Here is a 25281-nt window from a genome sequence, read left to right as displayed (position 1 = left end):
ATAGTGGCCGGACTTCCTCAATCCATTACCTTCCCCGGCCGTCATCAGGGTTTCACCCTTATTGAAGTGCTGCTGGTGGTCTTGTTGATGGGTATTGTCAGCGGCATCGTCTTGCTGGCCGCCAACCCCAGCGATCCGTCGCGGGTGGTGGCCGGTGAGGCCGACCGGCTGGAAGAAGCCATCAGCCTGGCCCAGGATTCGGCCATCAATGACAATGAACAGTACGGACTGCTAGCCACAGAAGACGGTTACCAGTTTCTGGTTTACGATGATGAGAGCCGGCAGTGGCTGCCCAGCGGTAATCCGGCTTTTGCCAACTACAAGCTTCCGGAAGAGGTGATCCTGGAAATCAGCGCAGCCGAAACTCCTGCCGGCAACGGCAAAAACGACGCTCGCCCCCTGCAAGGCAAGGGAGGCAAAGAAGCGCTGAAACCTCAAATGCTGCTGCTCTCCAGTGGCGAATCCACGGCCACACTCCTTGAAGTCAGCGCCGAAGGCGTTCTTCCCGAAAAACTGAAAATGGACGACATTGGAAATCTGCTGCGTAACCCGGATGCCGGAGCTGCCCCATGATGTGCCGTTCCCGGGGATTCACCCTGCTGGAAGTGCTGGTGGCTTTGGCCGTGTTTTCGGTAGCGGCGGTAGCACTGCTTCGTGTCAACGAATCCCAATTGACGTTAAGCCGCCAGATTGAAGACAAGACCTTCGCTCACTGGGTGGCGTTGAACCAGATTACGGAAATGCAGTTGCGCCGCGCCTGGCCGGATACCGGTGAAGAGCGCGGGCGCTCGCCCATGGCCGGCCGCCAGTGGGATATTATTGTCAAGACCTCACCGACCACGGCAACGGCCATGCGCCGCATTGAGGTATCGGTGCGCGAGGCCAGCGACAACATGATGCAGGACTCCCCGGTATTGACCAGCCTCACCGGTTTTCTGGAGCGCCCGAAAACCACGGGCGTCAACTGATCATGTTCCGGTCCGATACCCGCACCGAACGTGGATTCACCCTGCTGGAGCTGCTGGTCGCGGTGGCAATTTTCGCCATGCTGGGCGTGGGCAGCTATCGTTTGCTGGCTTCCACCATTGCCACCCGAGATGCCGCCAGAGTCCATGACAACGACCTGATCCGCTTGCAAAAAGCCTTCATCATCCTGCAACGGGACATGGCGCAGGCCGTGCCGCGTCCGGTGCGCAATGACTATGGCGATGCCGTGGGCGCGATGACCCTGCGCAACAACATCCTGGAGTTTTCACGGCAAGGCTGGCCCAATCCGTTGCAGGCCAGTCGCAGTGAATTGCAGCGCGTGCGTTATGAAGTCAATGCCAAGGGTGAATTATGGCGATTGGCCTGGTCGCAACTGGACCGCGAGCGCGGCATGGAGCCCGGCAAAAGCATGCTGCTGGAAGGCGTGGAAGGCCTGCAAATCCGCCTGACCACCGCTGCCGGACAACAGGAAACCGAATGGCCTTCCCAAAACAGCCAGTACAGCAACAACCCGGATGCCTTGGCGGTCATGCCTACCGGCGTTGAATGGATCATGAGCGTAAAACCCTGGGGGGAAATACGCCGCATCTTCCGCCTGCCGGACAGCCTGGAGGTGAGCAAGAATGGCGAACAACCCTGAGCGTCAGGGCGGCGTCGCGCTGCTGACCGTCTTGCTGGTGGTGGCCATGGCCAGTATCCTGGCGGTGACCATGATCAAGGCCCAGCAATCCCTGCTGCAACGGGCGGCCAGCGTGTTTACCCAGGACCAGGCCTATCTCTACACACTGGGTGCTGAAACCCTGGCGCGCACGGTCTTGCAGGAAGACCTGGACAACGACAAGCAAAAAGGCGGTGAGGCCCAGGACAGCCTGGCGGAAGACTGGGCAAGGCGGGTGCCGCCGTTTCCGGTAGAGGGCGGAGCGGTGCAGGCGCGGCTGATTGACCAGCAGGGCAAATTCAATCTCAATACCCTGTGGAAAGACAATCAGGTGAACATGTCCGCGCTGCGTATCTACCAGCGCTTGCTGGAGCAGGCCGGCCTTTCGCCCGGACTGGCTTCACCGGTTATTGACTGGCTGGACCCTGACAGCCTGCCCTATGACAGCGAAGGCGCGGAAGAAGACTGGTACCTGCGCCTGAAGCCCGCCTACCGTAACGCCAACCGCGCCATGGTCAGTATTTCCGAACTGTCATTGCTGCGGGGTTACACGGCGGAGGCTGTTGAAAAAATCGCCCCTTATGTGACAACGCTGCCCGCTGCAACAACCATCAACGTCAACACCGCCGATCCGATGCTGATTGCGTCATTAAGTGATAGTATCAGCTTCAACATGGCCAAAGAGATGGGCAAAACCCGACCCTCCGAAGGCTACGGATCCATTGACAACTTTATGCAACAGCCGGGGTTCAGCGGTCTGGGCAGTGAAGAACGCCAGGCGCTGGGACAAATGCTGAGTGTCAAATCCGATTATTTTGAAGTGCTCGCCGAAGCTGAAATTGACGGCCGGCGGCGGGTATTGTCCGCCCGACTGCAACGCGGTGACGACGGCATCAAGACCCTGGACCGTGACTGGAGCCGGCAATGGAAAGCCGGCGCAACCCTTGAATCATCCGACAAGAAAGATAATCCGTAATGGAAACCCTCTTTATCCGTATCACTGCACTGGGTGGACGCTGGGAAGGCTGGCAGCAAAGCGACGCCGGCACATTCCCGCTGTTTGAAGCCGACCTGGAAGCGCTGATGTCAGCCAATGCCGAAACACGCCGCATTGTGCTGCTGGTGCCCACCACCGCCTGCATCATGTCGACCCTGCCGGTTTCCCGCCAGCAATTGCGGCAAATCGGCGCCGACGAGGTGCTTTATCTGCTGGAAGACCAGGCGTTGACTCCGGTGGAAAAACTGCACGGCGTCTTTCAGCCGGTGAGTGACACCCATGTCGAAGTCGTCGCCATTGACCAGCAGCAATTGCAAACGCTGCTGGAGCCGTTCAAGGCCGCCAACTGCCAGTTGCAGGCCGCCATTCCAGATATTTTCCTGATTCCCGCCAATCCCGACGGCTGGTCACTGGTTGTGGATGCCTTGGACTGCTGGCTGCGCTTGTCCGCTTACTCAGGATTGCGGCTGGAGGCCGTGAATGCCCTGAGCCTGCTGCAGACGGCCTGGCAGGAAAAGGCTCCGGCCTCGGTGCGCGTTTACGGGGATGTGCCAGTGGAAATTGAAAGCTGGCTGGCCACCAAAGGTGAAGCGCTGGAAGTGGATTTTTTACCACCCCTGCAGTTTTCGGAAGAATTCAGCAAGCTCAACGCCCGCCACCCGATGAACCTGTTGCAGGGCGACCAGGCGGTAAAGACAGCCACCTCGCTGTCCGGCCACTGGCGTTACGCCGCCATCTTCCTGGCCGTGGCCTTGGGCGTACAGTTCATGTATGACGGCTTGCGGCTGATGCACTACAAGAAACAGGCGGCCATGCACAAGGAACAGGCCGTACAACTCTATCGCGGCTGGTTTCCCGATGAACAGCGCATCGTCAACCTGCGGCGCCAGGCGGAAGCGCACTTGGTGGAAAAGGAAAGCCGGCAGGCCGGTTTCATGCCGTTGATGACCCGTGTGGGCGAGGTGCTGGGGCAGGGCAACTGGAACACGCGCCGCATTGATTTTGATGACAACGGCCTGTTGCTGGAAGTGGATGCCTTGAGCCTGAGTGAACTGGACCGCCTGCGGCAACAACTGAACGGACTGGGCATTACCAGCGAAACCCTGAGCGCCAACAGCCAGGGCGACGGTGTGCGCGGCCGACTGCGAATAAGCGAGAGTTCCTGACATGCTGGCTGATCTGAAACAAACCTTGGAGCGTCTTCCCCCGCGTGACCGCCTGGCGCTTTTCATCATGGTGGCCGTGATTTCCGCCGCACTGGTGTGGCTGGCGGGCTGGACCCTGAACAAGGCCGCCAACAAAGCTCAGCAGCAGGCCATGCAGGAGCGCGACACCCTGACGTGGCTACAGGCCTCCGCTCCGCAACTGGCCGGAGGCAGCCTCAGCAACGGCGGCCTCTCGGTCGTGGACATGGTCAGCAGCGCAGCAGCGGGTCAGGGCGTGACCATGCAGCGCTTTGAACCGGACGGCACACGGGTGCGGGTATGGCTGGAAAGTGCAGATTTTGCCAAGGTGGCGGCATGGCTGGATACCCTGGAACGGCAGGGTGTGAAATCAGAGGAAGTGCATTTTGAACAGACCGATAAGGGCCTGAATGTGCGGCTGGTGTTTGGCCGCTGAACCTGTAGGTCGGGCTTCAGCCCGACAACTCTCTCCGATCGAAGGACAGTTGTCGGGTTGAAACCCGACCTACAAATCCATGATTCAGATAGTTAACCGACGAGCCGCTGCAAATCCGCCTTCGGAACCCCCAGCCAGAAATCGCCTTGCTTCAGCATCAGCGCATCCACTCCTTCGTTGAGCGCCATCCGCATTAATTGCTTCGCCTCCAAGGTAATGGGGTAGAGGTCGCGGTTTTCCTGGCGCAACGACGCCTCGTCACAAAAAGCCACCACCGCGCGGGAGCCGTCCTTCGCCACCGCCGTCATCAACGGCAGCTTGTGTTCTGCCGGAGAAGCCCCGGCACCCTTGAGGATATCCGCATCCATCAACGGCGACCCCACATACACCTGCGCCTGCGTCAGCACGGCATACAATGCCTGGCGGTTAGCTGGTGTGGGAGACGCCTGGAACACGGAAAACAGGTCCTTCAGGCTTTCATCGCGCTTCACATAAACGGTTTTCATGAAACCACATCCGCGTCATTTACAAACCATAACGCTAATGCAGCAAAGCCATGGCAGTCAACCTTATTCATCCCTGTAACACTAGGGCTTATCCATTCATGAAACTGCAATGGGCCTGTCATGGCACATTCATTGCTTGAGGATTAACTACGATTCAGACAAACCCGAGGAGAATGATGATGGAATTTGTGGAATGGCGTGAAGAACTGCTGGAAGACGAACTGATTCTGGCCGATGACTGTGACTACTATGTGGATGATGCTGTTGAGCTGTAAACACTGCTGAAAGACAAGCAATGGCTACTGTTTCATTGGCAGCAGAAGCCATCGGTTAACGCGAATCAAATGCGAACCCGATATACATGTTTCCCCCTTGTCTAAGCTGAGTGATGCGGATATTGTCGGGCAACCCTAACAAGCGCTTGCTGAGGTTTGCCATGTCCCAATTTCCGCACCTGTTACAGCCCCTCGACCTTGGCTTTGTAACCTTGCCCAACCGCGTGATCATGGGTTCCATGCACACCGGTCTTGAAGAATTCCCCCCCGAACGCCAAGCGGCGTTTTTTGCCCGGCGCGCCGAAGGCGGCGTTGGCCTGATCATCACCGGCGGCATCGGCACCTCTGAAACCGGCGTGCTTGGCCCCGGCATGTGCAAGATGACGAACGAAGATGAAGCCAAAAAGCACAGCGTGATCACCAAAGCGGTGCACGATGCCGGTGGCCGCATCTGCATGCAGACCTTGCATGCCGGTCGTCAGTCCTACCACCCCATGAATGTTTCCCCCTCCGGCAAGCCGTCGCCGATCTATCCTTTTCCGCCGCAAAAAATGACGGTAGAAATGATCGAGAACGAACTGGACAACTGGGCCAACTCCGCCGCGCTGGCGCAACACGCCGGTTATGACGGCATTGAGATCATGGGTTCGGAAGGCTATCTGATCAACCAGTTCCTGACCACGCGCGGCAACGAGCGTGATGATGAGTGGGGTGGCGACTTCCAGCGCCGCATGCGTTTCCCGCTGGAACTGATCCGTCGCATCCGCGCCCGTGTGGGCGACAAGTTCATTCTGGTGTACCGCCTGTCGATGATGGACCTGGTGCCGGACGGCCAGACCTTTGAGGAAGTGATTACGCTGGCCAAGGAAGTCGAAAAGGCCGGGGTCAACATCATCAATACCGGTATCGGCTGGCACGAAGCGAAGATTCCCACCATTGCCACCATGGTGCCGCGCGGTGCGTTTACCTGGGTGACGCGCAAGGTGAAGGAAGCCGTGAATATTCCGGTGTCCGCTTCCAACCGCATCAACATGCCCAGCCATGCCGAGGACATTATTGCCCGTGGCGATGCCGACATGATCTCCATGGCGCGCCCGATGCTGGCCGACCCCGACTGGGTGAAGAAAGCGGCTGCCAACAAGGAAGAAGAGGTCAATACCTGTATCGGCTGCAATCAGGCCTGTCTGGACCATACCTTCCAGTTGCTGCAGTCCACCTGCCTGGTGAACCCGCAAGCCTGTTATGAAGACCAGCTGATCTATGTCAAGACTGACAAGCCGAAGAACATTGCGGTGATTGGCGCCGGACCGGCCGGGATGTCCTTCGCCAACGTGGCGGCAGAGCGCGGCCATAACGTAACGTTGTTTGATGCCGACACCAAGATTGGCGGTCAGTTCAATGTGGCGAAGCTGGTTCCCGGCAAGGAAGAGTTCAACGAGACGATGCGTTATTTCGGCACCATGCTGAACAAGAACGGAGTGAAGCTGTCGCTGGGCAAGCGTGTGGCGGCTGAAGATGTGAAGGACTTTGACGAAGTTGTGCTGGCCACCGGCATTGTGCCGCGCAAGCTGGATATTCCCGGGCTGGATCATCCGAAGGTAGTGAGTTATCTGGATGTGCTGCGTGACAAGAAGCCGGTGGGCAAGCGCGTGGCGATTGTGGGGGCGGGCGGTATCGGCATGGATACCGCCGAGTATCTGGTGCATGACCATAGCCATGTGCCTTCCAGCCTGGATGTGGCCGAGTTCTGCAAGGAGTGGGGCATTGACATGACGCTGGAGGCGCGCAGCGGCATTGAGGGCGTGAAGGCGGAAGTGAGCCCCAGCCCGCACGAGGTGTGGTTGCTGCAACGCAAGGCGAAGAAGATTACCGGGCCGGGCAAGACGACGGGCTGGATTCACCGGGAAGCGCTGTTGAAAAAGCAGGTGCAGATGGTGACCGGGGTGGAGTACAAGAAGATTGATGATGAGGGTTTGCACATTTCGGTGAACGGAGTGGACAAACTGTTACCGGCCGATACGGTGGTGATTTGCGCAGGCCAGGAACCGCAGCGCGAGTTGCAGGCAGCGCTGCTGGCCATGGGCAAGACCGTGCACTTGATTGGCGGGGCGGACGTGGCGGCGGAGCTGGATGCGAAGCGGGCTATTGGCCAGGGGGCGAGGTTGGCGGCTACGGTTTGAGGGGGTAAATGGGAGGCCTGTCGCCGGGTGGGTTAGTTGACACTCGGCGGCAGGTTCCCTTATTTCTGTCCTGACATGGGCATCACTCAAGCTTCATGCTAGGCATCCTGTGCGAAGCTCTACTTCGCGCCTTCCTCTCCATGCCGATACCGAATCGCCAGTCCCTTCAGGAAATTGCGCAGAAACTGGTCGCCGCACTCCCGATAATTATGATGACCTTCCTTGCGGAACAAAGCAGCCAGTTCCTGCTTCGTCACCACCATCCCGGCCATATAGAACGTATCCAGCATTTCGTCCTCATGCAGCTCAAAACCAATACGGATTTTTTTCAAAATATCGTTATTGGTCAAGCGTATGCGCGACTTGGGCGGCTCATAAGGCTTGCCGGCCTGCAAGCCGCGACGCTGAATGATCAACCCATCCAGAAAATGCACCAGCACCGCATGGCTGCATGACACAAAGCCCTCATCGTCTTCTGCCTTAAGCAAAGCCTCCAGTTCATCCACCGGCATCTCATAGCCCGTCAAACGGAAGATGTCGATCAGACCGCGATTACTGAGATTCAGGGTATAGCGCAGGCTGCGCAGCACGTCATTCGCGGTCATGAGGAAGCTCCCGGCACATCAGCGGCCTTGACACGGATCACGCTGCCTTTCACATTCTGGTTATTCAAACGCTTGATTGCCGTCTTTGCATCCATATGCTTCGGCATCTCAGCGAACCCGAACCCTTTCGACTTGCCCGTCTCCTTGTCCATCACCAGATTGCAGGCCTCCACCAAACCAAAGGCCTCAAACATGGCCCGAAGCTCAGCCTCGGTCGTTTCACGCGATAGATTACGAATCAGGATTTTCATCAGCATTCCGAAATAAAGACAAACATGGCGCTATTGTACTGGCAGAACCCCGCATTAGACAGGATTCTCGCGCTTCAACGCCTTTTCCTGTTCCAGATCCTGCCAGTCTTCATGGCCGAAATTGCAGTAAACCGCTTCAACCTCCGCTCGCGCCCATGGCGTGCGCCGCAAAAAAGCCAGACTGGACTTGATGCTGGGATCGTTGCTGAAGCAGCGGATTTTCACGAAACGGGCCATTTCTTCCCAGCCATACAATTCCACAAGGCGGTTAAGAATGACTTCAAGCGTCAGACCGTGCAGGGGGTCTTGGGACATGGCGGCTCCGGGATCAGGATTCGGGCGGAAAAACCCGCACAGCGTATCAAGAACCGGATGCCGCCACCATGAAAACCTGAGGATCAGGCCTTCACGAAGTCAGGATTTTCCAGCAGGAAAGCCGCGCCCAGACCGCCGCCGGCGCAGGTGGATATCACCGCATAGCGCTGGTTGAAACGCAGCAGGCGCTGAGCCGCTGTCATGAACAGGCGCACGCCGGTGGCGGCAAAGGGATTACCCATGGACAGCGAACCGCCCCAGATATTCAGTTTGTCCAGTGGAATCTCGCCACTGGGGGAACCGGCTCCGAAACGCTCGGCCACAAACTCCGGCGACGCCATGCAGGCGCGGTTGATCAACACCTGCGTGGCGAAGGCCTCATGGATTTCCCAGACATCCACGTCCGCAAACGTCAGGCCGTTGCGTTGCAGCAGGCGGGGGATGGTCATGGCCGGGCCCAGAAGCATTTCCTCTTCCAGGCTGTCCACCCCGGCAAACTGGTAGTCGCGGATCACAGCCTTGACCCGATGACCGGCAGCGCGAGCGGCCCCCATGCTGGACAACAGCAAGGCACCGGCACCATCGGAGAAGCGGGAGGAGTTGCCGGCGGTAATGATGCCGTGCTCACGGTCAAACACCGGCTTCAGCCGCGACAGGCTTTCCGGCGTGGTATCGCGGCGAGCGGTATTGTCTTCGGTGACACTGAGGTTGCCGACAGAAACCGGCAGGATCTGCTCGCGATAGAAACCGGCATCGGTAGCTGCGACGGCGCGGGCATGGCTGGCGGCAGCAAAGGCATCGCTGGCCTCGCGGGTGACGCCGAACTTGCGCACCATGGCTTCACAGGCTTCGCCCATGGTCAGCTTGGTGGTGAAATCGGAACTGGTAGGGACGTCCAGCAACAGGTCACGCGGGCGCAACGAACCCAGCACGGCCAGGCGGTCACGGGTGGAGCGGCTCTGGCGGATCTTCATCAGGCTGCGGCGGACATTTTGTGACAGGCGCACCGGCACGTCCGAGAAGTTCTCGGTGCCGCCGGCAATGCCCATCTCCAGTCGGCCCAGGGCAATCATGTCGCAGATATTGGCCACGCCGACGCTGGGCGAAATGCCCGCCATGGCGACGGTATAGGCCGGAATGCGGCTGGGCAGGCCACCGGCCAGCATGCACTCACGGGCCACATTGGTGGTGTTGATTTCATGCAGCACCGTGCCCATCACCACCAAACCCAGCTTGCCGGTATCCACGGCGGATTTCTTCACCAGACCGGCAATGGCTTGCGCCCCCAATTCGTAGCTCATCAACGGGGAATAGGCCCCGGCGCTGTCCAGAAAGGGGGTGCGGACGCCTTCGACCAACACCGGCAGGCGGTCAAAAGAAATTTGGCTCATCAGGCGTTCTCCACCGGTATGAAGCTGCCGACTTGATAGAGGTTGCCCTCTGCGTCGGTAAGGCGGAAGGGGAAACGGCCTTCGTCATTGCGGGTGCGGGCAATCTGGATCTGCAACGCAGGGCTGGGCAACGGCAGCGGCTTCACGAAACGGGTTTCAATGTCCTTGATTTGCCATCCGGTGTTTTCCAGCGCGGCGTAAATCTGCGAGAACGCGCCATAGCCGTGCATGATGCAGCCTTTGAAACGGGTGCGGCGGGCCACAGCGGGCAGGGTGTGGATGGGGTTGAAGTCGCCGGTCAGCAGGAAGAACTTCACGCCTTCGTCAGCCCCGGCTTGCCAGTGGCCGATGGTTTCCCAAGAGGGTTCGACGCGGTTGGAAGACGCGCTGTCGGTGCGCTTCTTCAGCACCACGGCGGCGTAAGCATCAATGCTGACGGCGTTGGGGCAACTGTCGGTGCCGACCTCAACATGCGAGTGGATACGGGCGCGATAGCCGTCATCCGAGGCATCTACCAGTTCGCCCGACAGGTTGAGCTTGCCGCCCACCGGCAGCCGCTGGTGAATGACAATGCGCAAGCCCTGGTTCAGCACACCCAGCAGCGGGTAGGGGCATTGTGCTGTCAGCTCTGATACCACCGACAAGGCGGTCTGCGCCACCATCAGCGGCGGCGGCAGGTCACCGCTGGGGCGTGCGACACCAGCCCAGACATTGAAGGCCTGCACCAGTTCCGGCGAAGGCGAAGACAGGCGGCGGTTCATGAAGACACCGCCCTGGCTTTTCTTGACGAAGGGCAGTACGGAGCGCGCACCCCCCAGCAACATGGCGCTGATGGTGGCCTTGTGTTCGGTCAGCAGGCGGACAGGAATTTGCACGGACATGACAGGAAAACTCGCAGTTGTCGATGATGGCGATCATCATCCATAAATGCCATTCATGAAAGGGGAGATGCTGACAATAGACATGCAATAAGTGACACGGCGCCCGCCTTACAGTAGTCTTCAGAAATCCTTCAGGCTGGAAGCGGACATCATGCGGTATCCCGTCACCTATTCGCGTCTGCTGGCGCGTGAACTGCGGCTGGATGAAAGCGGCCAGCGCCGGTTGCTGGAAGGCACCGGGCTGTCGCCGTCCGACCTGATGACGCTGGACTTGCTGATCAGCGCCGAGCAACAGGCCAGGATCGGCCGCAATGCCATGCAGTTGGCCAACCGACCAACCTTCGCATTGGAGGTCAGTAGCCGCTTGTCCGTTGCCGCCCATGGCCCGCTGGGGCAGTTGCTGTCGTCCAGTTCCACCCTGGGAGAGGCCTGGGAAGCGCTGGAGCGCTTTCATGCCCTGCGCGTGCCGCTGGTGCAATTGAAACGGCGCTTTACGGAAAACGCCCTGGATATCTGCCTGGAACTGCAGATGCCCTCCGACGATCTGGGTCAATTCCTCATTGAGGCGATGGTGGTGACGGTGCAACGCGGCATTGAATTGGTGATTGGCCGCAAGTTACGGGAGGCAAATTATTATTTCGCCGGACCTGCTCCTGTGCATGTTGGGGAATATCCGCGTTTCCTGCACAGTCCCTGTCACTTTTTGTCCGGTGAGAACCGGGTGAGCATCCCTCTGGCCTTGCTGTCACAACCCAATCCGTTTCGCGACAAAACCGTGTATCAGCAAGCCTTGGCCCAATGCGAACAGCTGGAGCAGGAAATCCGCAGCGAGCAACAACCGGACTGGAGCCCGCGCATCCTGCACCTGTTGCGGCAACATCCCGGCAAGTTATGGACTCTGGCGGAACTGGCAGAGCATTTTCATGTGTCTGCGCGCACGCTGATCCGTTACCTGAAGGCGGAAGGGGTGAGTTATCAGGAGTTGCTGGACCGGGAACTGGCGAGGCAGGCGCTGGACTTGCTGAAGCTGGAGCGGCATACGGTGGAATCGGTAGCATTGGCGCTGGGCTATCAGGATGCCACGGCGTTCAGAAGGGCGTTTAAACGCTGGTTTGGCGTGCCGCCGTCGGAATATGTGCGGCCGGGGTGAAACCGGTTTGACGAAGGAGTTCAGCAAACCGGCAGGGGTTGAAGCAGAAGCTTATTTGACGCTGACGCCATCCACCTTCAGTTTTTCAATCTTGGCGATCAGGTTGTCAATGTTCTGACGAACCGAACCTTCGTTGGCGAGGCGCAGGCGCTTGATGGCCACAAAGGCATCACCGACGGTGGCGGTGTGCGGTGCCACCACGGTTTCTTCCAGCAGTTTTTTGCCGGAAGCCGTGTCGGTCAGGGTGTACATCACGTGCGAGGTCACCGTCATGTCCATACCGAACATCGGTTGCTCCAGCGCCACCAGCGTGGCAGTCAGGGTGTAACGGCCCTTGTCGCTGCTCAGCAATCCAGCCGCTTTCAGGGATGCCTTAAGGGCGGCATCAAAGTCTTCGGAGGAAATTTGCGAAGTCCACAGCGGGTTGGTCTTCTTGCCGCCGCCCACTTCGGTCACTGAAATGCTGTTGGCCAGAGGCGACTGGCTGACAACGGTGCGGGTGGTGGTCATGCCCTGCGTGGTAGCGGGGGTAGCGCAACCTTGCAGCGTTCCCAATACAGCACTAAAGGCGATAACTGCTACTGTTTTTTTCATGAAAGCATTCCTGGTCTTGGTGAGGTATCAACAAAGATGTGCATCTCCTGCACATGCCTTTCCATAGTAGTGAAATTGCTGATTCCAAAGAATGATCAAGGGAAAAATTATCCGAAATAAGGCTAAATTTGGAACAGATGTCACCATCGGTATGCGGGCTGTCCGCATCGGCACTGTCCATCGTTGCGGCGCATGGTCAGTATTCGGTCATGAACAGTCCCTCCGCCTATGCTGTCAAATGGTTCTTGCGCTCCCAGCATCCCCTGCTGCGCCGTTTGCATCATCCCCGCCAGATATCCTTGCTGGAACCCCTGTTGGAGAAGACAGCGATTCTGCCCGGATTGACATCTGCTATCCATTCGACAGTAGGCGGGCGGGAAGTGGTGACTGTCCATAACCACCGGCTCAACCGCCATCGTGACCGGGTACTGGCGTATATCCACGGTGGCGGCTACAACACCGGCAATCCGCGAACCCACCGTGCGCTGGCGGCCCGACTGATGCTGGCCGGGAAATTTGACCGGGTGATGCTGCCGTCTTATCGCCGGGCGCCACAACATCCGTTTCCCGCAGGCCGGGAAGATATCTGGTCGTTCTGGCAAGCGCTGCTGCAGACGCATGATCCCTCGCAGCTCTATCTGGCGGGAGAGTCGGCCGGGGGCGGCTTGTGCCTGGGCCTGAGCCAGCAACTGCGCGATCAGGGCATGCCCCAGCCGGTGCGCCTATACCTGCATTCACCTTGGCTGGACCTCAGCCTGTCCGGGCACAGCTATCGCGACCCGGCGTTGTATGACGGTTTTACGGGCAGGCACCGGCATCGCGCCCAATGGATTCACCGGGTATTCGCCCGTCATTACCTTGGCAGGCACCCTGCCACTGATCCGGCTGTTTCTCCGGTGTTCGCAGAAGTGGATCGCTTGCCGCCAATACTGGTACATACCGGTTCGGACGAAGTGTTCCTGGATGACAGCCGCCTGCTGGCCACCCGTTGTGCGGCGGCGGGGACGCCCTGCGAACTGATTGTCTGGGATGGCATGTGGCATGCCTTTGCGATGTTTGCGCCCTTGGTACCAGAGGCCACCCGAGCCTTACGACTGGCCGGTCGTTGGTTGGAAACCGGGCATGTTTGACTGAAATTGGGTGTAACATCGGCCGACCCGGCGCATCAAAGTCAGGTGACTCCACTTATTCTCATCCGGAAACTCTATGACCCCGACTTCCCGATTCGCCCGTCTGAGCCTGGCCTTGCTGCTTTCCCTCTCCGCCGTCAACGTCACGGCCGCCACTGCCGAAATTTCGGAAAAATCCTTCCGATGCCTGCAGGAAATGACACCGGTGCGCGGATTTTTCGTGGACAACCTGAGCGGCAATCTCGAAGGCACCCTGGCCATTGCCAAGTCGTCCACCGGTGGTGTGTACCCTCCGGGTTCTGTGGTGCAGTTGGTGCCCACGGAAGTGATGGTGAAGCGTGAGCCCGGCTTCAACCCGGTGACCAAGGACTGGGAGTTTTTTGAGCTGGATGTCGACAAGAATGGTTCGAAGATCCGCAAACGCGGCTTTGCTGATGTCAACAACCGCTTCGACAAGAACTGTTTTGCGTGCCATGTGGCGGCAAAACCGGAATGGGACATGATTTGCGAAGACAGTCATGGCTGCGAAAAGCTGCCGATTCCGGAATACGTGATCCATTCGATACAGAAGACCGACCCGCGTTGCAAAATGAATGATGCGTCGGTGTTGCAGTCGTTTACGTCGTGGATGGTGAGGAAGCTGGCGCCGAATTGAGAGGGAGAACTTCAGCCGGAGCGCCGTTGACGATTCAATCAGGTCATGCGGCGTTTTCGGTTTGTCCTCCAGCCTTGGACAAACTTCATTGACTGATTTGCATTATCCAATAAGAGTGACACCAAGCTGTTTTACCACCCGCGCTCCAGAGTCCGAAACCAGCACAACCAAACCCGCCACATTCAACCCAAGCGTGATCCAGAATATCGTCCGGAACGGCTGCTTGCTGGTTTTATGCCGATAATATTGCTGCGCAACCAGGGCTCCGGGCCATCCCCCCAGCAACGCCATCAGATGCAGTGAATTTTCAGGTGTACGGCGCGCGCTTTTTTTGGCGGCGGCCTTATCCATGGCGTAACTGCCGTAGGTCAACAGGCTCATGATGCTGTATAGCCAAAGCACGGGCTGGGACAGCATGTCCATCGCAACCCCAATGCCAATAGCCGTGAGGAAAGAAAAGCTGACCAGGCATGCCTGCATGGTTGCGTTAAGCGGAGTACCGGTTTGGGGAAAACGAGCCTTGCCGGCATTCAAGCGGCCTTGGGCATCCAGCGACTCCTGGTATTGAACGCTGGCTCCGACCACAGGTCTTGAAGCGCCTCTGGGGAAGGCTCTGATATGGACAAAGACCTGCTTGCCGCCCAAAGCGGGCTCAATGAATCCGAAGCCTTTATCATCGTTCCAGTTGACGATTTTTCCTTGTTTAAACAAGAGCCTCTCCTTGCTTGTCAATGTTGGCGGAATGCAGTCGATTTTACCGGAAACGAGAATAACGGAAAGCCGGATAGTCCTCAATTCCGGGCAAACAAAAGGGGCAAGGTGTGTGGCACGATAATGGTGTTACAGGTAAATGATGCTCGACTCATCTACCGATTAAATTGACGCAGTAGCCTTGCAGGCATATGCTTTGACATATGCCTGTTGAGATACTAGTCATGAACCTTGAACGTCACGCCCGCCTGTTTCGCAATGGTCGTAACCAGGCCATCCGTATTCCGCGCGAATTTGAATTTGTGGAGGATGAAGTATTGATTCGCAAGGAAGGGAATACGCTGGTGATTGTTCCGGTTCAGAAGTCATCTTTGCTGGCGATGTTGGCCGGGATGGAGCCTTTGGATGTGGATTTTCCCGATGTGGATGAGGGGCTGTTGCCTGTAGACGAGGCGAACTTACCGCTATGATGCCGGGCTATCTGCTGGATACCAATATTGTTTCTCATCTGATCCGGCAGCCTCAGGGCGCTGTTATGCAAAGGGTTTCCGAGGTCGGGGAGTCAGCGGTATTTGTCAGCGTGGTGGTGGCCTGTGAGTTGCGGTTGGGAGCCGCCAAGCGTCAGTCAACTGCACTGTCTGAGCGGATTGAACGGTTGCTGTCACTGATTCCGGTGCTGCCGCTGGAAAGCGGTGTGGATCGGGAATATGCGGACATCCGGTGTTTTCTGGAGATGTCGGGGCAGCCGATTGGTCCTAATGATCTGCTGATTGCGGCGCATGCACGGTCGTTGGGCATGGTGCTGGTGACGGACAATGTTCGGGAGTTCGGGCGGGTTCCGGGCTTGGTGGTGGAGAATTGGGTGGATGTGGAGGGACGTTGACCCTCTGTCCCGCATTTCCGCTTTAGCCTTAGCATTTACCGGAACAAATTCCAAAAGGAGTGCAATCTTGAAGAAGTATGTATTGATGAGCTTCTATATTGGCAACCAACCTTGCTTTTGGCTTAGATTGCAAGACAGCGTATAGCACACCTGACACAGATGAATGCAGTCAGATTGAACTTGATAAAATTGAAAAACGGTTAAATAAAACATACCAGAGCACATTACAAGCCATTGATAGATTCAGTCACGAAGCATCCATGACAGACAAGTCCGATTTGAAAAAGCAGTTAATTGACGCCCAAAGAGTGTGGGTGAAGTTCCGCAAAGCGGACTGCCAAGCCATTTATACATTGTGGTCAGATGGGACGATACGGAATGCCATGTATATCGAATGCATGTCCACTCGTGCTCAACAACGGATTAAGGAGTTAAATGAGTTTCACCCGTGATGGTAATGCACGAATCCAAAAAATAACCCCCGATTTCGCGGGGGTTATTTTTACCAATCAACCTCAGCCTAAGCTCAAGTCAACTGCGCCACATCAATCTTGTCAGCCTTCGCGGTGTACTCGCTCATGCGGTCAAAATTCAGATAGCGGTAGATATCCGCCGACATGCTGTTGATCTTGGCGGCGTACTGCATGTACTCCTCCACGGTCGGCAGACGGCCAATCACGGCAGCCACGGAAGCCAGCTCGGCAGAGGCCAGATACACATTGGCGCCCTGACCCAGACGGTTCGGGAAGTTACGGGTGGACGTGGACACACAAGTCGTGTTCGGAGCCACACGCGCCTGATTACCCATGCACAGCGAGCAACCCGGCATTTCGGTACGCGCACCGGCGCGGCCGTAAATGTTGTAGTAGCCTTCTTCCATCAGCTGGTGCTCGTCCATCTTGGTGGGCGGGGCCAGCCACAGACGGGTGCTCAGCGAACCGCCTTCCACCTTCTCCAGCAACTTGCCGGCGGCGCGGAAGTGGCCGATGTTGGTCATGCAGGAACCAATGAACACTTCGTCGATCTTCTGACCGGCCACTTGCGACAGCGGCTTGGCGTCGTCCGGATCGTTCGGGCAGCACAGGATCGGTTCCTTGATCTCGTTCAGGTCGATCTCGTACACGGCGGCGTATTCGGCGTCAGCATCGGCACGCAGCAGGCTGGGGTTGGCCAGCCAGGCTTGCATGGCTTCAATACGACGGCCGATGGTGCGGGCGTCGCCATAACCTTCCGAGATCATCCACTTCAGCATGGTGATGTTGGAGGTCAGGTATTCGGCAACAGACTTCTCGCTGAGGGTGATGGAGCAACCGGCGGCGGAACGTTCTGCGGAGGCGTCGGACAGCTCGAACGCCTGTTCGGCGGTCAGGTGTTCCAGGCCTTCGATTTCGAGGATCCGGCCGTTGAAGACGTTCTTCTTGCCCTTCTTCTCGATGGTCAGTTCACCGCGCTGGATGGCGGCGTAGGGGATGGCATGCACCAGATCACGCAGGGTGATACCGGGTTGCATTTCGCCCTTGAAGCGAACCAGCACCGATTCCGGCATGTCCAGCGGCATGACGCCGGTGGCGGCGGCAAAGGCGACCAGACCGGAACCGGCCGGGAAGGAAATGCCCAGCGGGAAGCGGGTGTGCGAGTCGCCGCCGGTGCCGACGGTGTCCGGCAGCAGCATGCGGTTCAACCAGGAGTGGATGATGCCGTCACCCGGACGCAGGGACACACCACCGCGGTTCATGATGAAGTCCGGCAGGGTGTGGTGGGTCTGCACGTCCACCGGCTTCGGATAGGCGGCAGTGTGGCAGAAGGACTGCATGACCAGACCGGCGGAGAAGCCGAGGCAGGCCAGATCCTTCAGTTCGTCACGGGTCATGGGGCCGGTGGTGTCCTGGGAGCCGACGGTGGTCATCTTCGGTTCGCAGTAGGTGCCCGGACGGATGCCGGTGCCTTCCGGCAGACCGCAAGCGCGACCGACCATCTTCTGGGCCTGGGTGTAACCCTTGCCGGTGTCGGCGGGCTGTTGCGGCAGGCGGAACAGGGTGGAGGCGGGCAGACCCAGCGACTCACGCGCCTTGGTGGTCAGGCTGCGGCCGATGATCAGGTTGATACGGCCGCCGGCGCGGACTTCGTCCAGCAGCACGGGGGTCTTCAACGGGGCCTTGGCGATTTCCACGCCGTCCTTGGTGGCGCTGACTTCGGCGGTGTCGTGGTTGATGTTCAGGACGATCACGTCGCCCATGTTCATGTTGCCCACGTCCAGCTCGATCGGCAGGGCGCCGGCATCTTCCATGGTGTTGAAGAAGATGGGGGCGATCTTGGAGCCGATGCAGACACCGCCGTCACGCTTGTTGGGGATGTGCGGCAGGTCGTCGCCGGTGAACCACAGCACCGAGTTGGTGGCGGACTTGCGGCTGGAGCCGGTGCCGACCACGTCACCGACGTAAGCGACGATGTTACCCTTGGCCTTCAGCGCTTCGATCTGCTTGATGGGGCCGATTTCGGTGGGCTTGTCGGGGTTGATGCCGTCACGCACGTTCTTCAGCATGGCGTTGGCGTGCAGCGGGATGTCCGGGCGGCTCCAGGCGTCCTGGGCGGGGGACAGGTCGTCGGTGTTGGTTTCGCCAGTAACCTTGAACACGGTGACGGTGATCTGCTTCGGCACTTCCGGACGGTTGGTGAACCATTCGGCATTGGCCCAGGACTGGATCACGTCCTTGGCGAAGGCGTTGCCGGCCTTGGCCTTTTCTTCCACGTCATGGAAGGAATCGAACATCAGCAGGGTGGACTTCAGCGCGGTGGCGGCTTCGGCGGCCAGCTCGGCGTTGTCCAGCAGGGAAACCAGCGGTTCGACGTTGTAGCCGCCCAGCATGGTGCCCAGCAGGTACACGGCGCGCTTCGGCGTCACCAGCGGGGAGGCGGCTTCACCCTTGGTGACGGCTGCCAGGAAGGCGGCCTTCACGAAAGCGGCGGGGTCCACACCGGCGGGAACGCGGTTTTCCAGCAGGTCAACCAGGAAGGCTTCTTCGCCCTGGGGCGGGTTTTTCAGCAAAGCAACCAGGTCGGCGGTCTGCTTTTCATCAAGCGGCTTCGGGGGGACGCCTTGGGCGGCGCGTTCGGCGACATGTTGGCGGTAGGCTTCAAGCACGGTGGTTTCCTCTTGGTCAATCGGGGGTGTTCCGGTCCGGCTGGTGATGCAAAGGGCATACCGGCTTTGGACGGAGAAAAACGGTGGGCGGAATACTAGCCGAATTGCGTGGAAATGTTAAGGAACAGCGCTATATTGCAAACGGTATAGTCGTTATTTGGCAAGACAATGGCGGGCGGCGGCACAGTAAACGGGCAGGGACAAGGCGGGCTTGTCCCTGCTTGGTGCATACCTTAGAACTTCATGGCAAAACCGAGGTTCAGCGAGGTGATTTGCAGGTCGTTGTTATCCACCAGCATCATGTACTCTGTGGATATCGTAGTTGTTTCATTGGGCTTGAACGCAAAACCGGCACCATAGGAAAAGTTAGTATCCGTGTTGGTGATATTGACGCCGGGAACGATATGTGTGGTTTCAATCGAGGCTACCCCTGCAAGGGCATAGACCTGAAAGTTTTCTGTCACAGGCAAGGCTGCACGCCCATATGCCCCCAGCAGCAAATCCAGGCTGGCTTCAAAACTCGGGACTATTCTTGGGCCGGAAGGAGGATTAATCAACAAGTTTGAGGTCTTGCCATTGGAAATTCCGGTACCCAACCGGAATTCCACGCCCAGGTTCTGATCCATCTGGATGCCATACTTGACCTCAATGGCCTTTGGCGCAACAGAATCACTCATCGCGGATTCCTGATAGTCCGCTATCAGGAAATCAACGCCAGCATAGGTATCAGCCGCCTGCGCGCCAGTGGCTGACAGGGTGAGCGCCAACATCATCCAGATCTTGTGGTTCATGGTTCTTACTCCGGAACTGAGCTTAATTTAATGGCGGACAATGTCCGTATCCAGCTTTCATCATAACCCAGACCATCCTGAATCAACATCACTCCCGGCGCAGCACACGGAGTCAGCATAAAACCCGGCAAACCGGCGGCGTGAACAAAACCAGTCCTGACTTTCCGACCTCAAAACTCCCCCAACAAGCGCCCCAGCACAACCATGGCCTGTTCGCTGCGCTCATCCCACGGGTAGCCGTAGTTGAGGCGGGCGCAGTTCCGGAAACGCCGGGTGGCGGAGAAAATGGGGCCTGGAGCCAGACTGATGCCTTGCGCCAGCGCCTGTCGGCACAATTGCAGGGAGTCCACCGGTTCCGGAAATTCGAACCACAGCAGGTAGCCGCCCATGGGCCGCGTGACCCGCGTGCCTTCGGGAAAATGTCGCGCCGCCGAAGCCAGCATCGACTCCTGCTGGCTTTCCAGAACATGCCGTAACTTGCGCAAATGCCGGTCGTAACCGCCATGCTGCAGGTAGTCGGCAATGGCGGCTTGGGCGGGCACCGATGGTGAAATGGTGGTCATCAGCTTCAGTCGCTGGATGGCTTCGGCAAACCTGCCCCCGGCCACCCAGCCAATGCGGTAACCCGGCGCCAGGCACTTTGAAAACGAACCGCAATGCATCACCAATCCTTCGCGGTCCAGGCTTTTCACTGGTCGCGGCGGCCGGTCGCCGAAATACAATTCGGCATAGACATCGTCCTCGATCATGGGCACCTGATGCCGCACAAGCAAGTCGTAAAGCGCCTGTTTCTTTTCATCGCCCATGCTGGCCCCCAACGGGTTCTGCAGGCTGCTCATGAACCAGCAGGCCTTGACCGGTAGCCGTTGCAGGCTGTCTTCCAGGCAGGTTAGGTCCATACCGTCTCGCGGATGCACCGGGATTTCCACCGCTTTCAGCTTCAACCGTTCCAGCACCTGCAGCGTGGCGTAAAAGGCCGGGGCTTCAATGGCCACCAAATCGCCGGGTACGGTGACGCATTGCAGGCACAGGTTCAGCGCCTCCATGGCACCGCTGGTGATGACCAGCTCCTCCAGCGGCAGGTGTACGCCGCAACCGGTGTAGCGCAGCGCAATCTGGCGGCGTAACCCGGCGTTGCCCTCGGTCATTTCGGCCACAATGGCGGCGGGCGGCAGGTTGCGCAGGGCATGGGTCATGGAGCGCGCCAGCCGCGCCAGGGGAAACAGGTCGGGACTGGGGAAGGCGGAACCGAAGGGCACAATGTCCGGGTCCTTCAGCGAACCGAATACCGAAAACACCAGCTCGCTGACATCCACATCGCTGGTTTGCACTTGCGGGGCGGTGAGCGCCGGTTCCGGCAGGGGATGCTGCGCCCGTTCGCGTACGTAATATCCGGAGCGGGGGCGCGCCATAATGAGGCCACGGCTTTCCAGCAGGTAATACGCCTCGAACACCGTGGATAGGCTGACGCCATAGCGTTGCGCTGCTTGGCGCACCGAGGGCGTTTTCTGTCCTGGCGACAGCACGCCGCTGCGGATCAATTCGGCAATCCGCTCGGCAAACTGCTCGTAGCGTTTCATGGTTGGGTCTGGCCCCGGATTCAGCAAGGATTCCGGGGATTCTAGCGGGTTATGCCCGGTCAAAGGCTGCCGGCCGGGGCAACAAAGCGGCTTTTTGTGGTTATGCGGATATCATCATCTTCCAGATCACGCACCTCAAAACGCAATGACGTTGAACTTCCGTGCTCCAGCTTTCCCAGCAGAACCACGCTGACCGGCAGCACCTGGATTTCCCCCGGCTGCAACTCCAAATCACGTGCTCCCTGCAGGGCAAACCGGCCGTCGTCGTCGTGCAGTGACACGGCATAACGGTGCGGCGACTGTGTCTTGTTGATCACCTTCAAGCTATAGATATTCTCAATCTGGCCCTCGCTGTTTTCCCGATACAGACCGCGATCCTTGTAAACATCCAACGCTACCAGCGGCCGGTTGAGGAATGCCACTACAAAGCCGATAGAGAGCAGAGACAACAGGGCCACCTGCGCCACCATCTTCGGCCGCAGCCAATGCGTTTTGCCCACGGTCATTTCCCTTTCCGAGCTGTAACGCACCAGACCGCGCTCGTAACCCATCTTGTCCATGACACTGTCGCAGGCGTCGATACAGGCTCCGCAACTGATGCATTCCAGTTGCAGACCGTCACGGATGTCGATGCCGGTGGGGCACACCTGGACACACAGCGTGCAGTCAATGCAGTCACCCAGACCCAGCGCCTTCGGGTCTTCATCCTTGCGGCGCGCGCCACGGCTTTCACCCCGGGTGGTGTCATAGGTAATGATCAGGGTATCGGCATCGAACATGACGCTTTGCAGGTTGGAATAGGGGCACATGTCGCGGCACACTTTTTCGCGCAACCAACCGGCATTCATGTAGGTGCAGAGGCCGAAGAAGCCTACCCAAGCGGCGGTTTCCAGATCCAGCGTCAGGTGCAGCAATTGCGACACCAAGGGCCGGATGGGCGTGAAATAGCCGATGAAAGTGAGGCCGGTGGCAAGGCTGATGCACAGCCACAGGCTGTGCTTGGCGCTGCGCCGGGCCAGCTTGGCGGCCGACCAGGGTTGGGCATCCAGCTTGATGCGCTGGTTGCGGTCGCCCTCGGTGATTTGCTCCACCCACATGAACATCCAGGTCCAGACGCTTTGCGGGCAGGCGTAACCGCACCACACGCGCCCGGCGAAGACACTGAGCGTGAACAGGCCGAAAGCGCCAATCATCAGCAGGGCGGCCAGCAGGAAAAGGTCTTGCGGCCAGATGGTGGCCCCGAAGATGTAGAACTTGCGGTCGGCAAGATCCCACAGCACCGCCTGCCGGCCTTGCCAGTTCAACCAGGCGGTGCCGAAAAAGAACAGCATCAGTACACCGGCGCCATACAGCCGAAGGTTGCGGTAAAAGCCGGTGAAGCGGCGGGTATGGATGTTGCCAGAGGCTTCGATGGGAATGTTGCGGGTGGGTATTCGTTCGGTCATGGCGGAAAAAACCATCAGCAGGGAGATGTTGCCATGATGATGGTCAAGCCGTGGGCGAAAACAGACTCAGTTCAGAAGGAAAAAAGGAGATCAGATGGCCGGAGAGGCTTTAGTGATCTCCAAATTCCAGTGCGTTACAAGGTGCTCATATCCGTACGCAGGGCGGGCAGGGCGATACCGGCCATGCCGCGCAGGGTGCCGCGCGTAATGTCCCACCAGTCGAAATAGTCGCGCCAGAGGACAATTTGACCGTCCCGTACCTGGAACGTGCCGCACACCCAGAAGCGGACGTACAGCGGCCCGACCTTGATGATGTCGGTGCGTTCGGTCATGACCGTGTCGCCGCTGGTTGCGATGCTGTGGATCTTGACGCCGAAGCCGGTGCCGCGCCGCAGAACTTTCTCGAACAGGGTGGCGACCCGTTGCCCGCCCTTGATGGTGGGCAGCGAGACGTTGGTGTAGCGCAGGTCGGGAGCCAGCAGGGTGGCGACGAGGGTGTGATCCTGGGCTTCGAGGGCATGGAGGAAGGCGGTGACAGTTTGCTCGGGAGTCATGATGGGGCCTCGGGTTTTGTGGGCGGCATGGGGGAATAATGCCGGGAATTGTGCTTGAAGGCCACCAAAAACAAACCCCGCCGGGGCGGGGAATATGTGAATCAGAAACCATTTGGCCCGTGTTTCACTCCGTGGCGTTTTGCGGCAAGACACTGGCCTTTAACTGATCCATGGCAGCCTGATTCAGCAAATAGAAGGTCTGGATGGTGCCCGCGGGAAGCGAGAAGACATTCTCAACACGACCGTTATGCAAGGTGAAATAGAAATTCTGCCCGGCACTCAGGCAGTTGAGATCTGCGCCTGGCTCCACCTTCAGCAGGGTTTGCCCATTGACGTTACGGATTTGCCAAGTACCGTTGGCCAGTTCGGTTTGCCGGTTTTCGGTTGAGCTAAGCTCACCGGGAAAGGGATTGTAAATATCGTGATACACAGATTTTCTGTTAAGAGAGATACCATTCGGTTGAAACAACATCTCGGAGCGGACACGGTAATCGTCCTTGATTCTTGGCTGGCCGTCCTTTTGCCAATCAATCTCCATATCAAGTGAACAGAGCGGGGAGGACATCCAGTTGCTTTCCGACAAACCATGCCTTGACGTGAATTCGGTCAGGCTGGCCGATACTTCCCCAGCCTCGGGACTTATCCCTGTTGTCCGATAAGATTCGTTCCTCAACCGCAGGTCCACACGAAAAATTTCCGCACCGGCACCAAAGGTTGCCCCTTGGCTGATTGAAACCCAATGATACAACCCGAAGTATTCGATCACTGCGCTGATATCACGGCCTTCAAGGCGGAAACGTCTAATGCGGGTGTCATCATAGGGCAGGCTGAGGCCCGTGCGCGACAACCAGCCATCGGGGGATAACTCCTGGTTTTCGAAGGCCGATACCGCTGGCGTAGTGGATTTTGCGGAAGGCTCAAACAGCACCGGATTGTCCCGCAGCAACAAAGTGTTATTTTGGCGGCTGACAGTCAAAGTATTGACCAGCACCGGGACTTTGCCCGCAACCGGGTCTGATTTACAGGGACTGCCAAAACATTCCAGTGCAAAGAGGGTATCCGGCAGGTTCATGAAGGAAACCGGAGAGGCGGCAGACTGCTGGATTGCCAGCAGTTCGGCTGCATTTCCCTGCAACTGTGGCCTTAATAAGAAATCTGCTTTGGAATCAGGATTATTTTCCAGAAACAACCAGTTCTGCAACAACGTGAACCGGACAGCCAACGTCAGCCTGGCCGCTGCAGGGTAGGACGATGCGTCGGACTGCTGGCTGATTACATGAAGATTTTCTGATATCCGCCCGGCAATCTCCCGGGCGACATTATGAATACGCGCCGACCTTGCTCCCCCCCGACCGGGTGTAATCCGCAAAAAGCTCCGCAGGGGTAGCCGCCAGGTTGATCCGTGCCGCCACAACCTTCGCAGCCTCATCCGCTGTCAGCCCGGCATCATCGTCCATGGTCAGGCTGATCAGGGTGGTGATGGGGGTAATAGCCGCATGCTTGCCGATGGGTGCGGTCAGGGTATAAGCAGTGGCGACCGGGTTAGCCGGGTCATCGGCACCCACAGCGCCGACGGGAACATTGGCAATCAACCGGTGCCGGTCCAGGGCTGTTTGCGTCAGGGTGTCCAGCTTGTACTTGCCTTGGCTGTCAGTGATATCACGGGGCTCAGCCGGGTCACACACCAGATTGTCATTCAGATCGAGGCATACCGTGACGCCTTGCAACGCGCCATCTACCACCACGCCGCTGACGCTGACATTGCCGGTGTTCACCGCACCGCTATCGCTGTTGCCGCCGCAAGCAGCTAACAAAGCAGCAACCGGTATTAGCAGGGCCAGTGGATAAGGGTGTCGGGAAGTTGGCAGTTTCTGTTCCATGAAAATTCCGGTGGGTCTGGCAGGCATGACAATAGTGCTGATCGAGAGGATGAATATTGGCACCATAATAACAAACCCCGCCGAAGCGGGGTTCATTTTG

The 25281-nt window shown here is 58.2% G+C and carries 28 protein-coding genes; 13 read left to right on the top strand and 15 right to left on the bottom strand.

Annotated features, from left to right (window positions below; genetic code table 11):
- The first annotated feature begins 3 nt into the window (after positions 1–3).
- Genes gspH through gspM form a run of 6 tightly spaced genes read left to right on the top strand, consistent with a single transcriptional unit; the run spans position 4 to position 4262 of the window.
- Complete coding sequence (gene gspH / locus Q7T36_RS00400; RefSeq protein WP_304842824.1) at positions 4–573, top strand: type II secretion system minor pseudopilin GspH; 570 nt, start codon at positions 4–6, stop codon at positions 571–573.
- Complete coding sequence (gene gspI, locus Q7T36_RS00395) at positions 570–968, top strand: type II secretion system minor pseudopilin GspI (RefSeq protein ID WP_304842822.1); 399 nt, start codon at positions 570–572, stop codon at positions 966–968. The genes gspH and gspI overlap by 4 nt, the downstream gene beginning before the upstream one ends.
- A gap of 2 nt (positions 969–970) precedes the next feature.
- Entirely contained in the window at positions 971–1627 is a 657-nt protein-coding gene (gene gspJ, locus Q7T36_RS00390) for a type II secretion system minor pseudopilin GspJ (RefSeq protein ID WP_304842820.1), read from the top strand.
- Positions 1611–2621 carry a type II secretion system minor pseudopilin GspK gene (gene gspK / locus Q7T36_RS00385; RefSeq protein ID WP_304842818.1) on the top strand — a complete coding sequence of 337 codons (1011 nt, stop codon included), beginning with the start codon at positions 1611–1613 and terminating at the stop codon, positions 2619–2621. The genes gspJ and gspK overlap by 17 nt, the downstream gene beginning before the upstream one ends.
- Positions 2621–3808: a type II secretion system protein GspL gene (gspL, locus tag Q7T36_RS00380; RefSeq protein WP_304842816.1), complete on the top strand. Its 1188-nt coding sequence runs from the start codon at positions 2621–2623 to the stop codon at positions 3806–3808. The genes gspK and gspL overlap by 1 nt, the downstream gene beginning before the upstream one ends.
- 1 nt (position 3809) lies before the next feature.
- The gene (gspM, locus tag Q7T36_RS00375; RefSeq protein WP_304842814.1) at positions 3810–4262 is read left to right on the top strand and encodes a type II secretion system protein GspM; all 453 of its coding nucleotides are present in this window, start codon (positions 3810–3812) and stop codon (positions 4260–4262) included.
- A 92-nt stretch (positions 4263–4354) separates the two neighbouring features.
- Here the strand turns inward: gspM and Q7T36_RS00370 are convergent, their stop codons facing one another.
- On the bottom strand, positions 4355–4768 hold the full coding sequence (locus tag Q7T36_RS00370; RefSeq protein ID WP_304842812.1) for an SseB family protein: 414 nt from the start codon (positions 4766–4768) through the stop codon (positions 4355–4357).
- Positions 4769–5204: 436 nt separating this feature from the next.
- Between Q7T36_RS00370 and Q7T36_RS00365 the strand changes: the two genes are divergently transcribed.
- A complete protein-coding gene (locus Q7T36_RS00365; RefSeq protein ID WP_304842810.1) occupies positions 5205–7223 on the top strand; it encodes an NADPH-dependent 2,4-dienoyl-CoA reductase in 2019 nt (672 codons plus the stop codon).
- Between the two features lie 119 nt (positions 7224–7342).
- On the opposite strand, the gene Q7T36_RS00360 is transcribed toward Q7T36_RS00365, so the two are convergent.
- The 5 genes from Q7T36_RS00360 to Q7T36_RS00340 form a co-directional block, all read right to left on the bottom strand.
- Positions 7343–7828 carry a DUF1456 family protein gene (locus Q7T36_RS00360; protein WP_304842808.1) on the bottom strand — a complete coding sequence of 162 codons (486 nt, stop codon included), beginning with the start codon at positions 7826–7828 and terminating at the stop codon, positions 7343–7345.
- A complete protein-coding gene (locus tag Q7T36_RS00355; protein WP_304842806.1) occupies positions 7825–8079 on the bottom strand; it encodes an RNA-binding protein in 255 nt (84 codons plus the stop codon). The genes Q7T36_RS00360 and Q7T36_RS00355 overlap by 4 nt, the downstream gene beginning before the upstream one ends.
- Before the next feature lie 54 nt (positions 8080–8133).
- On the bottom strand, positions 8134–8394 hold the full coding sequence (locus tag Q7T36_RS00350; protein ID WP_304842804.1) for a VF530 family protein: 261 nt from the start codon (positions 8392–8394) through the stop codon (positions 8134–8136).
- Between the two features lie 83 nt (positions 8395–8477).
- The gene (locus Q7T36_RS00345) at positions 8478–9785 is read right to left on the bottom strand and encodes a thiolase family protein (RefSeq protein WP_304842802.1); all 1308 of its coding nucleotides are present in this window, start codon (positions 9783–9785) and stop codon (positions 8478–8480) included.
- Positions 9785–10666 (bottom strand): MaoC family dehydratase, encoded by an 882-nt coding sequence (locus tag Q7T36_RS00340; RefSeq protein WP_304842800.1) that lies wholly within the window; start codon positions 10664–10666, stop codon positions 9785–9787. The genes Q7T36_RS00345 and Q7T36_RS00340 overlap by 1 nt, the downstream gene beginning before the upstream one ends.
- 151 nt (positions 10667–10817) lie before the next feature.
- Between Q7T36_RS00340 and Q7T36_RS00335 the strand changes: the two genes are divergently transcribed.
- Positions 10818–11816, top strand: coding sequence for an AraC family transcriptional regulator (locus Q7T36_RS00335; RefSeq protein WP_304842798.1), 999 nt, complete (start codon positions 10818–10820; stop codon positions 11814–11816).
- A 51-nt stretch (positions 11817–11867) separates the two neighbouring features.
- Here the strand turns inward: Q7T36_RS00335 and Q7T36_RS00330 are convergent, their stop codons facing one another.
- Positions 11868–12410: a hypothetical protein gene (locus tag Q7T36_RS00330; protein WP_304842796.1), complete on the bottom strand. Its 543-nt coding sequence runs from the start codon at positions 12408–12410 to the stop codon at positions 11868–11870.
- A 209-nt stretch (positions 12411–12619) separates the two neighbouring features.
- Between Q7T36_RS00330 and Q7T36_RS00325 the strand changes: the two genes are divergently transcribed.
- Together Q7T36_RS00325 and Q7T36_RS00320 are read left to right on the top strand one after the other, a co-directional pair.
- On the top strand, positions 12620–13540 hold the full coding sequence (locus Q7T36_RS00325; RefSeq protein ID WP_304842794.1) for an alpha/beta hydrolase: 921 nt from the start codon (positions 12620–12622) through the stop codon (positions 13538–13540).
- A 76-nt stretch (positions 13541–13616) separates the two neighbouring features.
- Entirely contained in the window at positions 13617–14195 is a 579-nt protein-coding gene (locus Q7T36_RS00320; RefSeq protein WP_304842792.1) for a hypothetical protein, read from the top strand.
- 102 nt (positions 14196–14297) lie between these two features.
- On the opposite strand, the gene Q7T36_RS00315 is transcribed toward Q7T36_RS00320, so the two are convergent.
- On the bottom strand, positions 14298–14906 hold the full coding sequence (locus Q7T36_RS00315; protein ID WP_304842790.1) for a cold shock and DUF1294 domain-containing protein: 609 nt from the start codon (positions 14904–14906) through the stop codon (positions 14298–14300).
- Between the two features lie 224 nt (positions 14907–15130).
- Here Q7T36_RS00315 and Q7T36_RS00310 point away from each other — a divergent pair, with 224 nt between their 5' ends.
- From Q7T36_RS00310 to Q7T36_RS00300, 3 genes are all read left to right on the top strand, one after another.
- Positions 15131–15376, top strand: a complete 246-nt coding sequence (locus Q7T36_RS00310; protein WP_304842788.1) for an antitoxin — start codon at positions 15131–15133, stop codon at positions 15374–15376.
- Complete coding sequence (locus Q7T36_RS00305; RefSeq protein WP_370690008.1) at positions 15373–15789, top strand: type II toxin-antitoxin system VapC family toxin; 417 nt, start codon at positions 15373–15375, stop codon at positions 15787–15789. The genes Q7T36_RS00310 and Q7T36_RS00305 overlap by 4 nt, the downstream gene beginning before the upstream one ends.
- Positions 15790–15887: 98 nt before the next feature.
- Positions 15888–16241 carry a lysozyme inhibitor LprI family protein gene (locus tag Q7T36_RS00300; RefSeq protein WP_304842786.1) on the top strand — a complete coding sequence of 118 codons (354 nt, stop codon included), beginning with the start codon at positions 15888–15890 and terminating at the stop codon, positions 16239–16241.
- A gap of 74 nt (positions 16242–16315) precedes the next feature.
- Here Q7T36_RS00300 and Q7T36_RS00295 read toward each other — a convergent pair whose 3' ends face one another.
- The 7 genes from Q7T36_RS00295 to Q7T36_RS00265 form a co-directional block, all read right to left on the bottom strand.
- A complete protein-coding gene (locus Q7T36_RS00295) occupies positions 16316–18931 on the bottom strand; it encodes a bifunctional aconitate hydratase 2/2-methylisocitrate dehydratase (RefSeq protein ID WP_304842784.1) in 2616 nt (871 codons plus the stop codon).
- Positions 18932–19164: 233 nt separating this feature from the next.
- The gene (locus Q7T36_RS00290) at positions 19165–19722 is read right to left on the bottom strand and encodes a porin family protein (protein WP_304842782.1); all 558 of its coding nucleotides are present in this window, start codon (positions 19720–19722) and stop codon (positions 19165–19167) included.
- A gap of 170 nt (positions 19723–19892) precedes the next feature.
- A complete protein-coding gene (gene mapR / locus Q7T36_RS00285; RefSeq protein ID WP_304842780.1) occupies positions 19893–21302 on the bottom strand; it encodes a GntR family transcriptional regulator MpaR in 1410 nt (469 codons plus the stop codon).
- 59 nt (positions 21303–21361) lie between these two features.
- Positions 21362–22747 carry a cytochrome c oxidase accessory protein CcoG gene (ccoG, locus tag Q7T36_RS00280; protein WP_304842778.1) on the bottom strand — a complete coding sequence of 462 codons (1386 nt, stop codon included), beginning with the start codon at positions 22745–22747 and terminating at the stop codon, positions 21362–21364.
- A gap of 134 nt (positions 22748–22881) precedes the next feature.
- A complete protein-coding gene (locus Q7T36_RS00275) occupies positions 22882–23301 on the bottom strand; it encodes a limonene-1,2-epoxide hydrolase family protein (RefSeq protein WP_304842776.1) in 420 nt (139 codons plus the stop codon).
- A gap of 124 nt (positions 23302–23425) precedes the next feature.
- Positions 23426–24502, bottom strand: coding sequence for a hypothetical protein (locus Q7T36_RS00270; RefSeq protein WP_304842773.1), 1077 nt, complete (start codon positions 24500–24502; stop codon positions 23426–23428).
- Between the two features lie 118 nt (positions 24503–24620).
- Complete coding sequence (locus tag Q7T36_RS00265) at positions 24621–25181, bottom strand: hypothetical protein (protein WP_304842771.1); 561 nt, start codon at positions 25179–25181, stop codon at positions 24621–24623.
- Positions 25182–25281 lie beyond the last annotated feature (100 nt).

It is taken from the genome of Fluviicoccus sp. (assembly GCF_030646115.1).
Lineage (GTDB): Bacteria > Pseudomonadota > Gammaproteobacteria > Pseudomonadales > Moraxellaceae > Fluviicoccus.
Note: the sequence above shows the minus strand (reverse complement) of the source record. Positions and strands in the feature narration are given on the sequence as shown.

Coding starts and splice junctions, on each gene's coding strand:
- mapR (WP_304842780.1), bottom strand. CDS start 21,302: ATGAAACGCTACGAGCAGTTTGCCGAGCGGATTGCCGAATTGATCCGC.
- Q7T36_RS00330 (WP_304842796.1), bottom strand. CDS start 12,410: ATGAAAAAAACAGTAGCAGTTATCGCCTTTAGTGCTGTATTGGGAACG.
- Q7T36_RS00345 (WP_304842802.1), bottom strand. CDS start 9,785: ATGAGCCAAATTTCTTTTGACCGCCTGCCGGTGTTGGTCGAAGGCGTC.
- Q7T36_RS00310 (WP_304842788.1), top strand. CDS start 15,131: ATGAACCTTGAACGTCACGCCCGCCTGTTTCGCAATGGTCGTAACCAG.
- Q7T36_RS00305 (WP_370690008.1), top strand. CDS start 15,373: ATGATGCCGGGCTATCTGCTGGATACCAATATTGTTTCTCATCTGATC.
- gspL (WP_304842816.1), top strand. CDS start 2,621: ATGGAAACCCTCTTTATCCGTATCACTGCACTGGGTGGACGCTGGGAA.
- Q7T36_RS00275 (WP_304842776.1), bottom strand. CDS start 23,301: ATGACTCCCGAGCAAACTGTCACCGCCTTCCTCCATGCCCTCGAAGCC.
- Q7T36_RS00335 (WP_304842798.1), top strand. CDS start 10,818: ATGCGGTATCCCGTCACCTATTCGCGTCTGCTGGCGCGTGAACTGCGG.
- gspJ (WP_304842820.1), top strand. CDS start 971: ATGTTCCGGTCCGATACCCGCACCGAACGTGGATTCACCCTGCTGGAG.
- Q7T36_RS00290 (WP_304842782.1), bottom strand. CDS start 19,722: ATGAACCACAAGATCTGGATGATGTTGGCGCTCACCCTGTCAGCCACT.
- gspK (WP_304842818.1), top strand. CDS start 1,611: ATGGCGAACAACCCTGAGCGTCAGGGCGGCGTCGCGCTGCTGACCGTC.
- Q7T36_RS00370 (WP_304842812.1), bottom strand. CDS start 4,768: ATGAAAACCGTTTATGTGAAGCGCGATGAAAGCCTGAAGGACCTGTTT.
- Q7T36_RS00365 (WP_304842810.1), top strand. CDS start 5,205: ATGTCCCAATTTCCGCACCTGTTACAGCCCCTCGACCTTGGCTTTGTA.
- Q7T36_RS00340 (WP_304842800.1), bottom strand. CDS start 10,666: ATGTCCGTGCAAATTCCTGTCCGCCTGCTGACCGAACACAAGGCCACC.
- Q7T36_RS00350 (WP_304842804.1), bottom strand. CDS start 8,394: ATGTCCCAAGACCCCCTGCACGGTCTGACGCTTGAAGTCATTCTTAAC.
- gspI (WP_304842822.1), top strand. CDS start 570: ATGATGTGCCGTTCCCGGGGATTCACCCTGCTGGAAGTGCTGGTGGCT.
- Q7T36_RS00355 (WP_304842806.1), bottom strand. CDS start 8,079: ATGAAAATCCTGATTCGTAATCTATCGCGTGAAACGACCGAGGCTGAG.
- Q7T36_RS00325 (WP_304842794.1), top strand. CDS start 12,620: ATGAACAGTCCCTCCGCCTATGCTGTCAAATGGTTCTTGCGCTCCCAG.
- Q7T36_RS00360 (WP_304842808.1), bottom strand. CDS start 7,828: ATGACCGCGAATGACGTGCTGCGCAGCCTGCGCTATACCCTGAATCTC.
- Q7T36_RS00265 (WP_304842771.1), bottom strand. CDS start 25,181: ATGGAACAGAAACTGCCAACTTCCCGACACCCTTATCCACTGGCCCTG.
- gspM (WP_304842814.1), top strand. CDS start 3,810: ATGCTGGCTGATCTGAAACAAACCTTGGAGCGTCTTCCCCCGCGTGAC.
- ccoG (WP_304842778.1), bottom strand. CDS start 22,747: ATGACCGAACGAATACCCACCCGCAACATTCCCATCGAAGCCTCTGGC.
- Q7T36_RS00320 (WP_304842792.1), top strand. CDS start 13,617: ATGACCCCGACTTCCCGATTCGCCCGTCTGAGCCTGGCCTTGCTGCTT.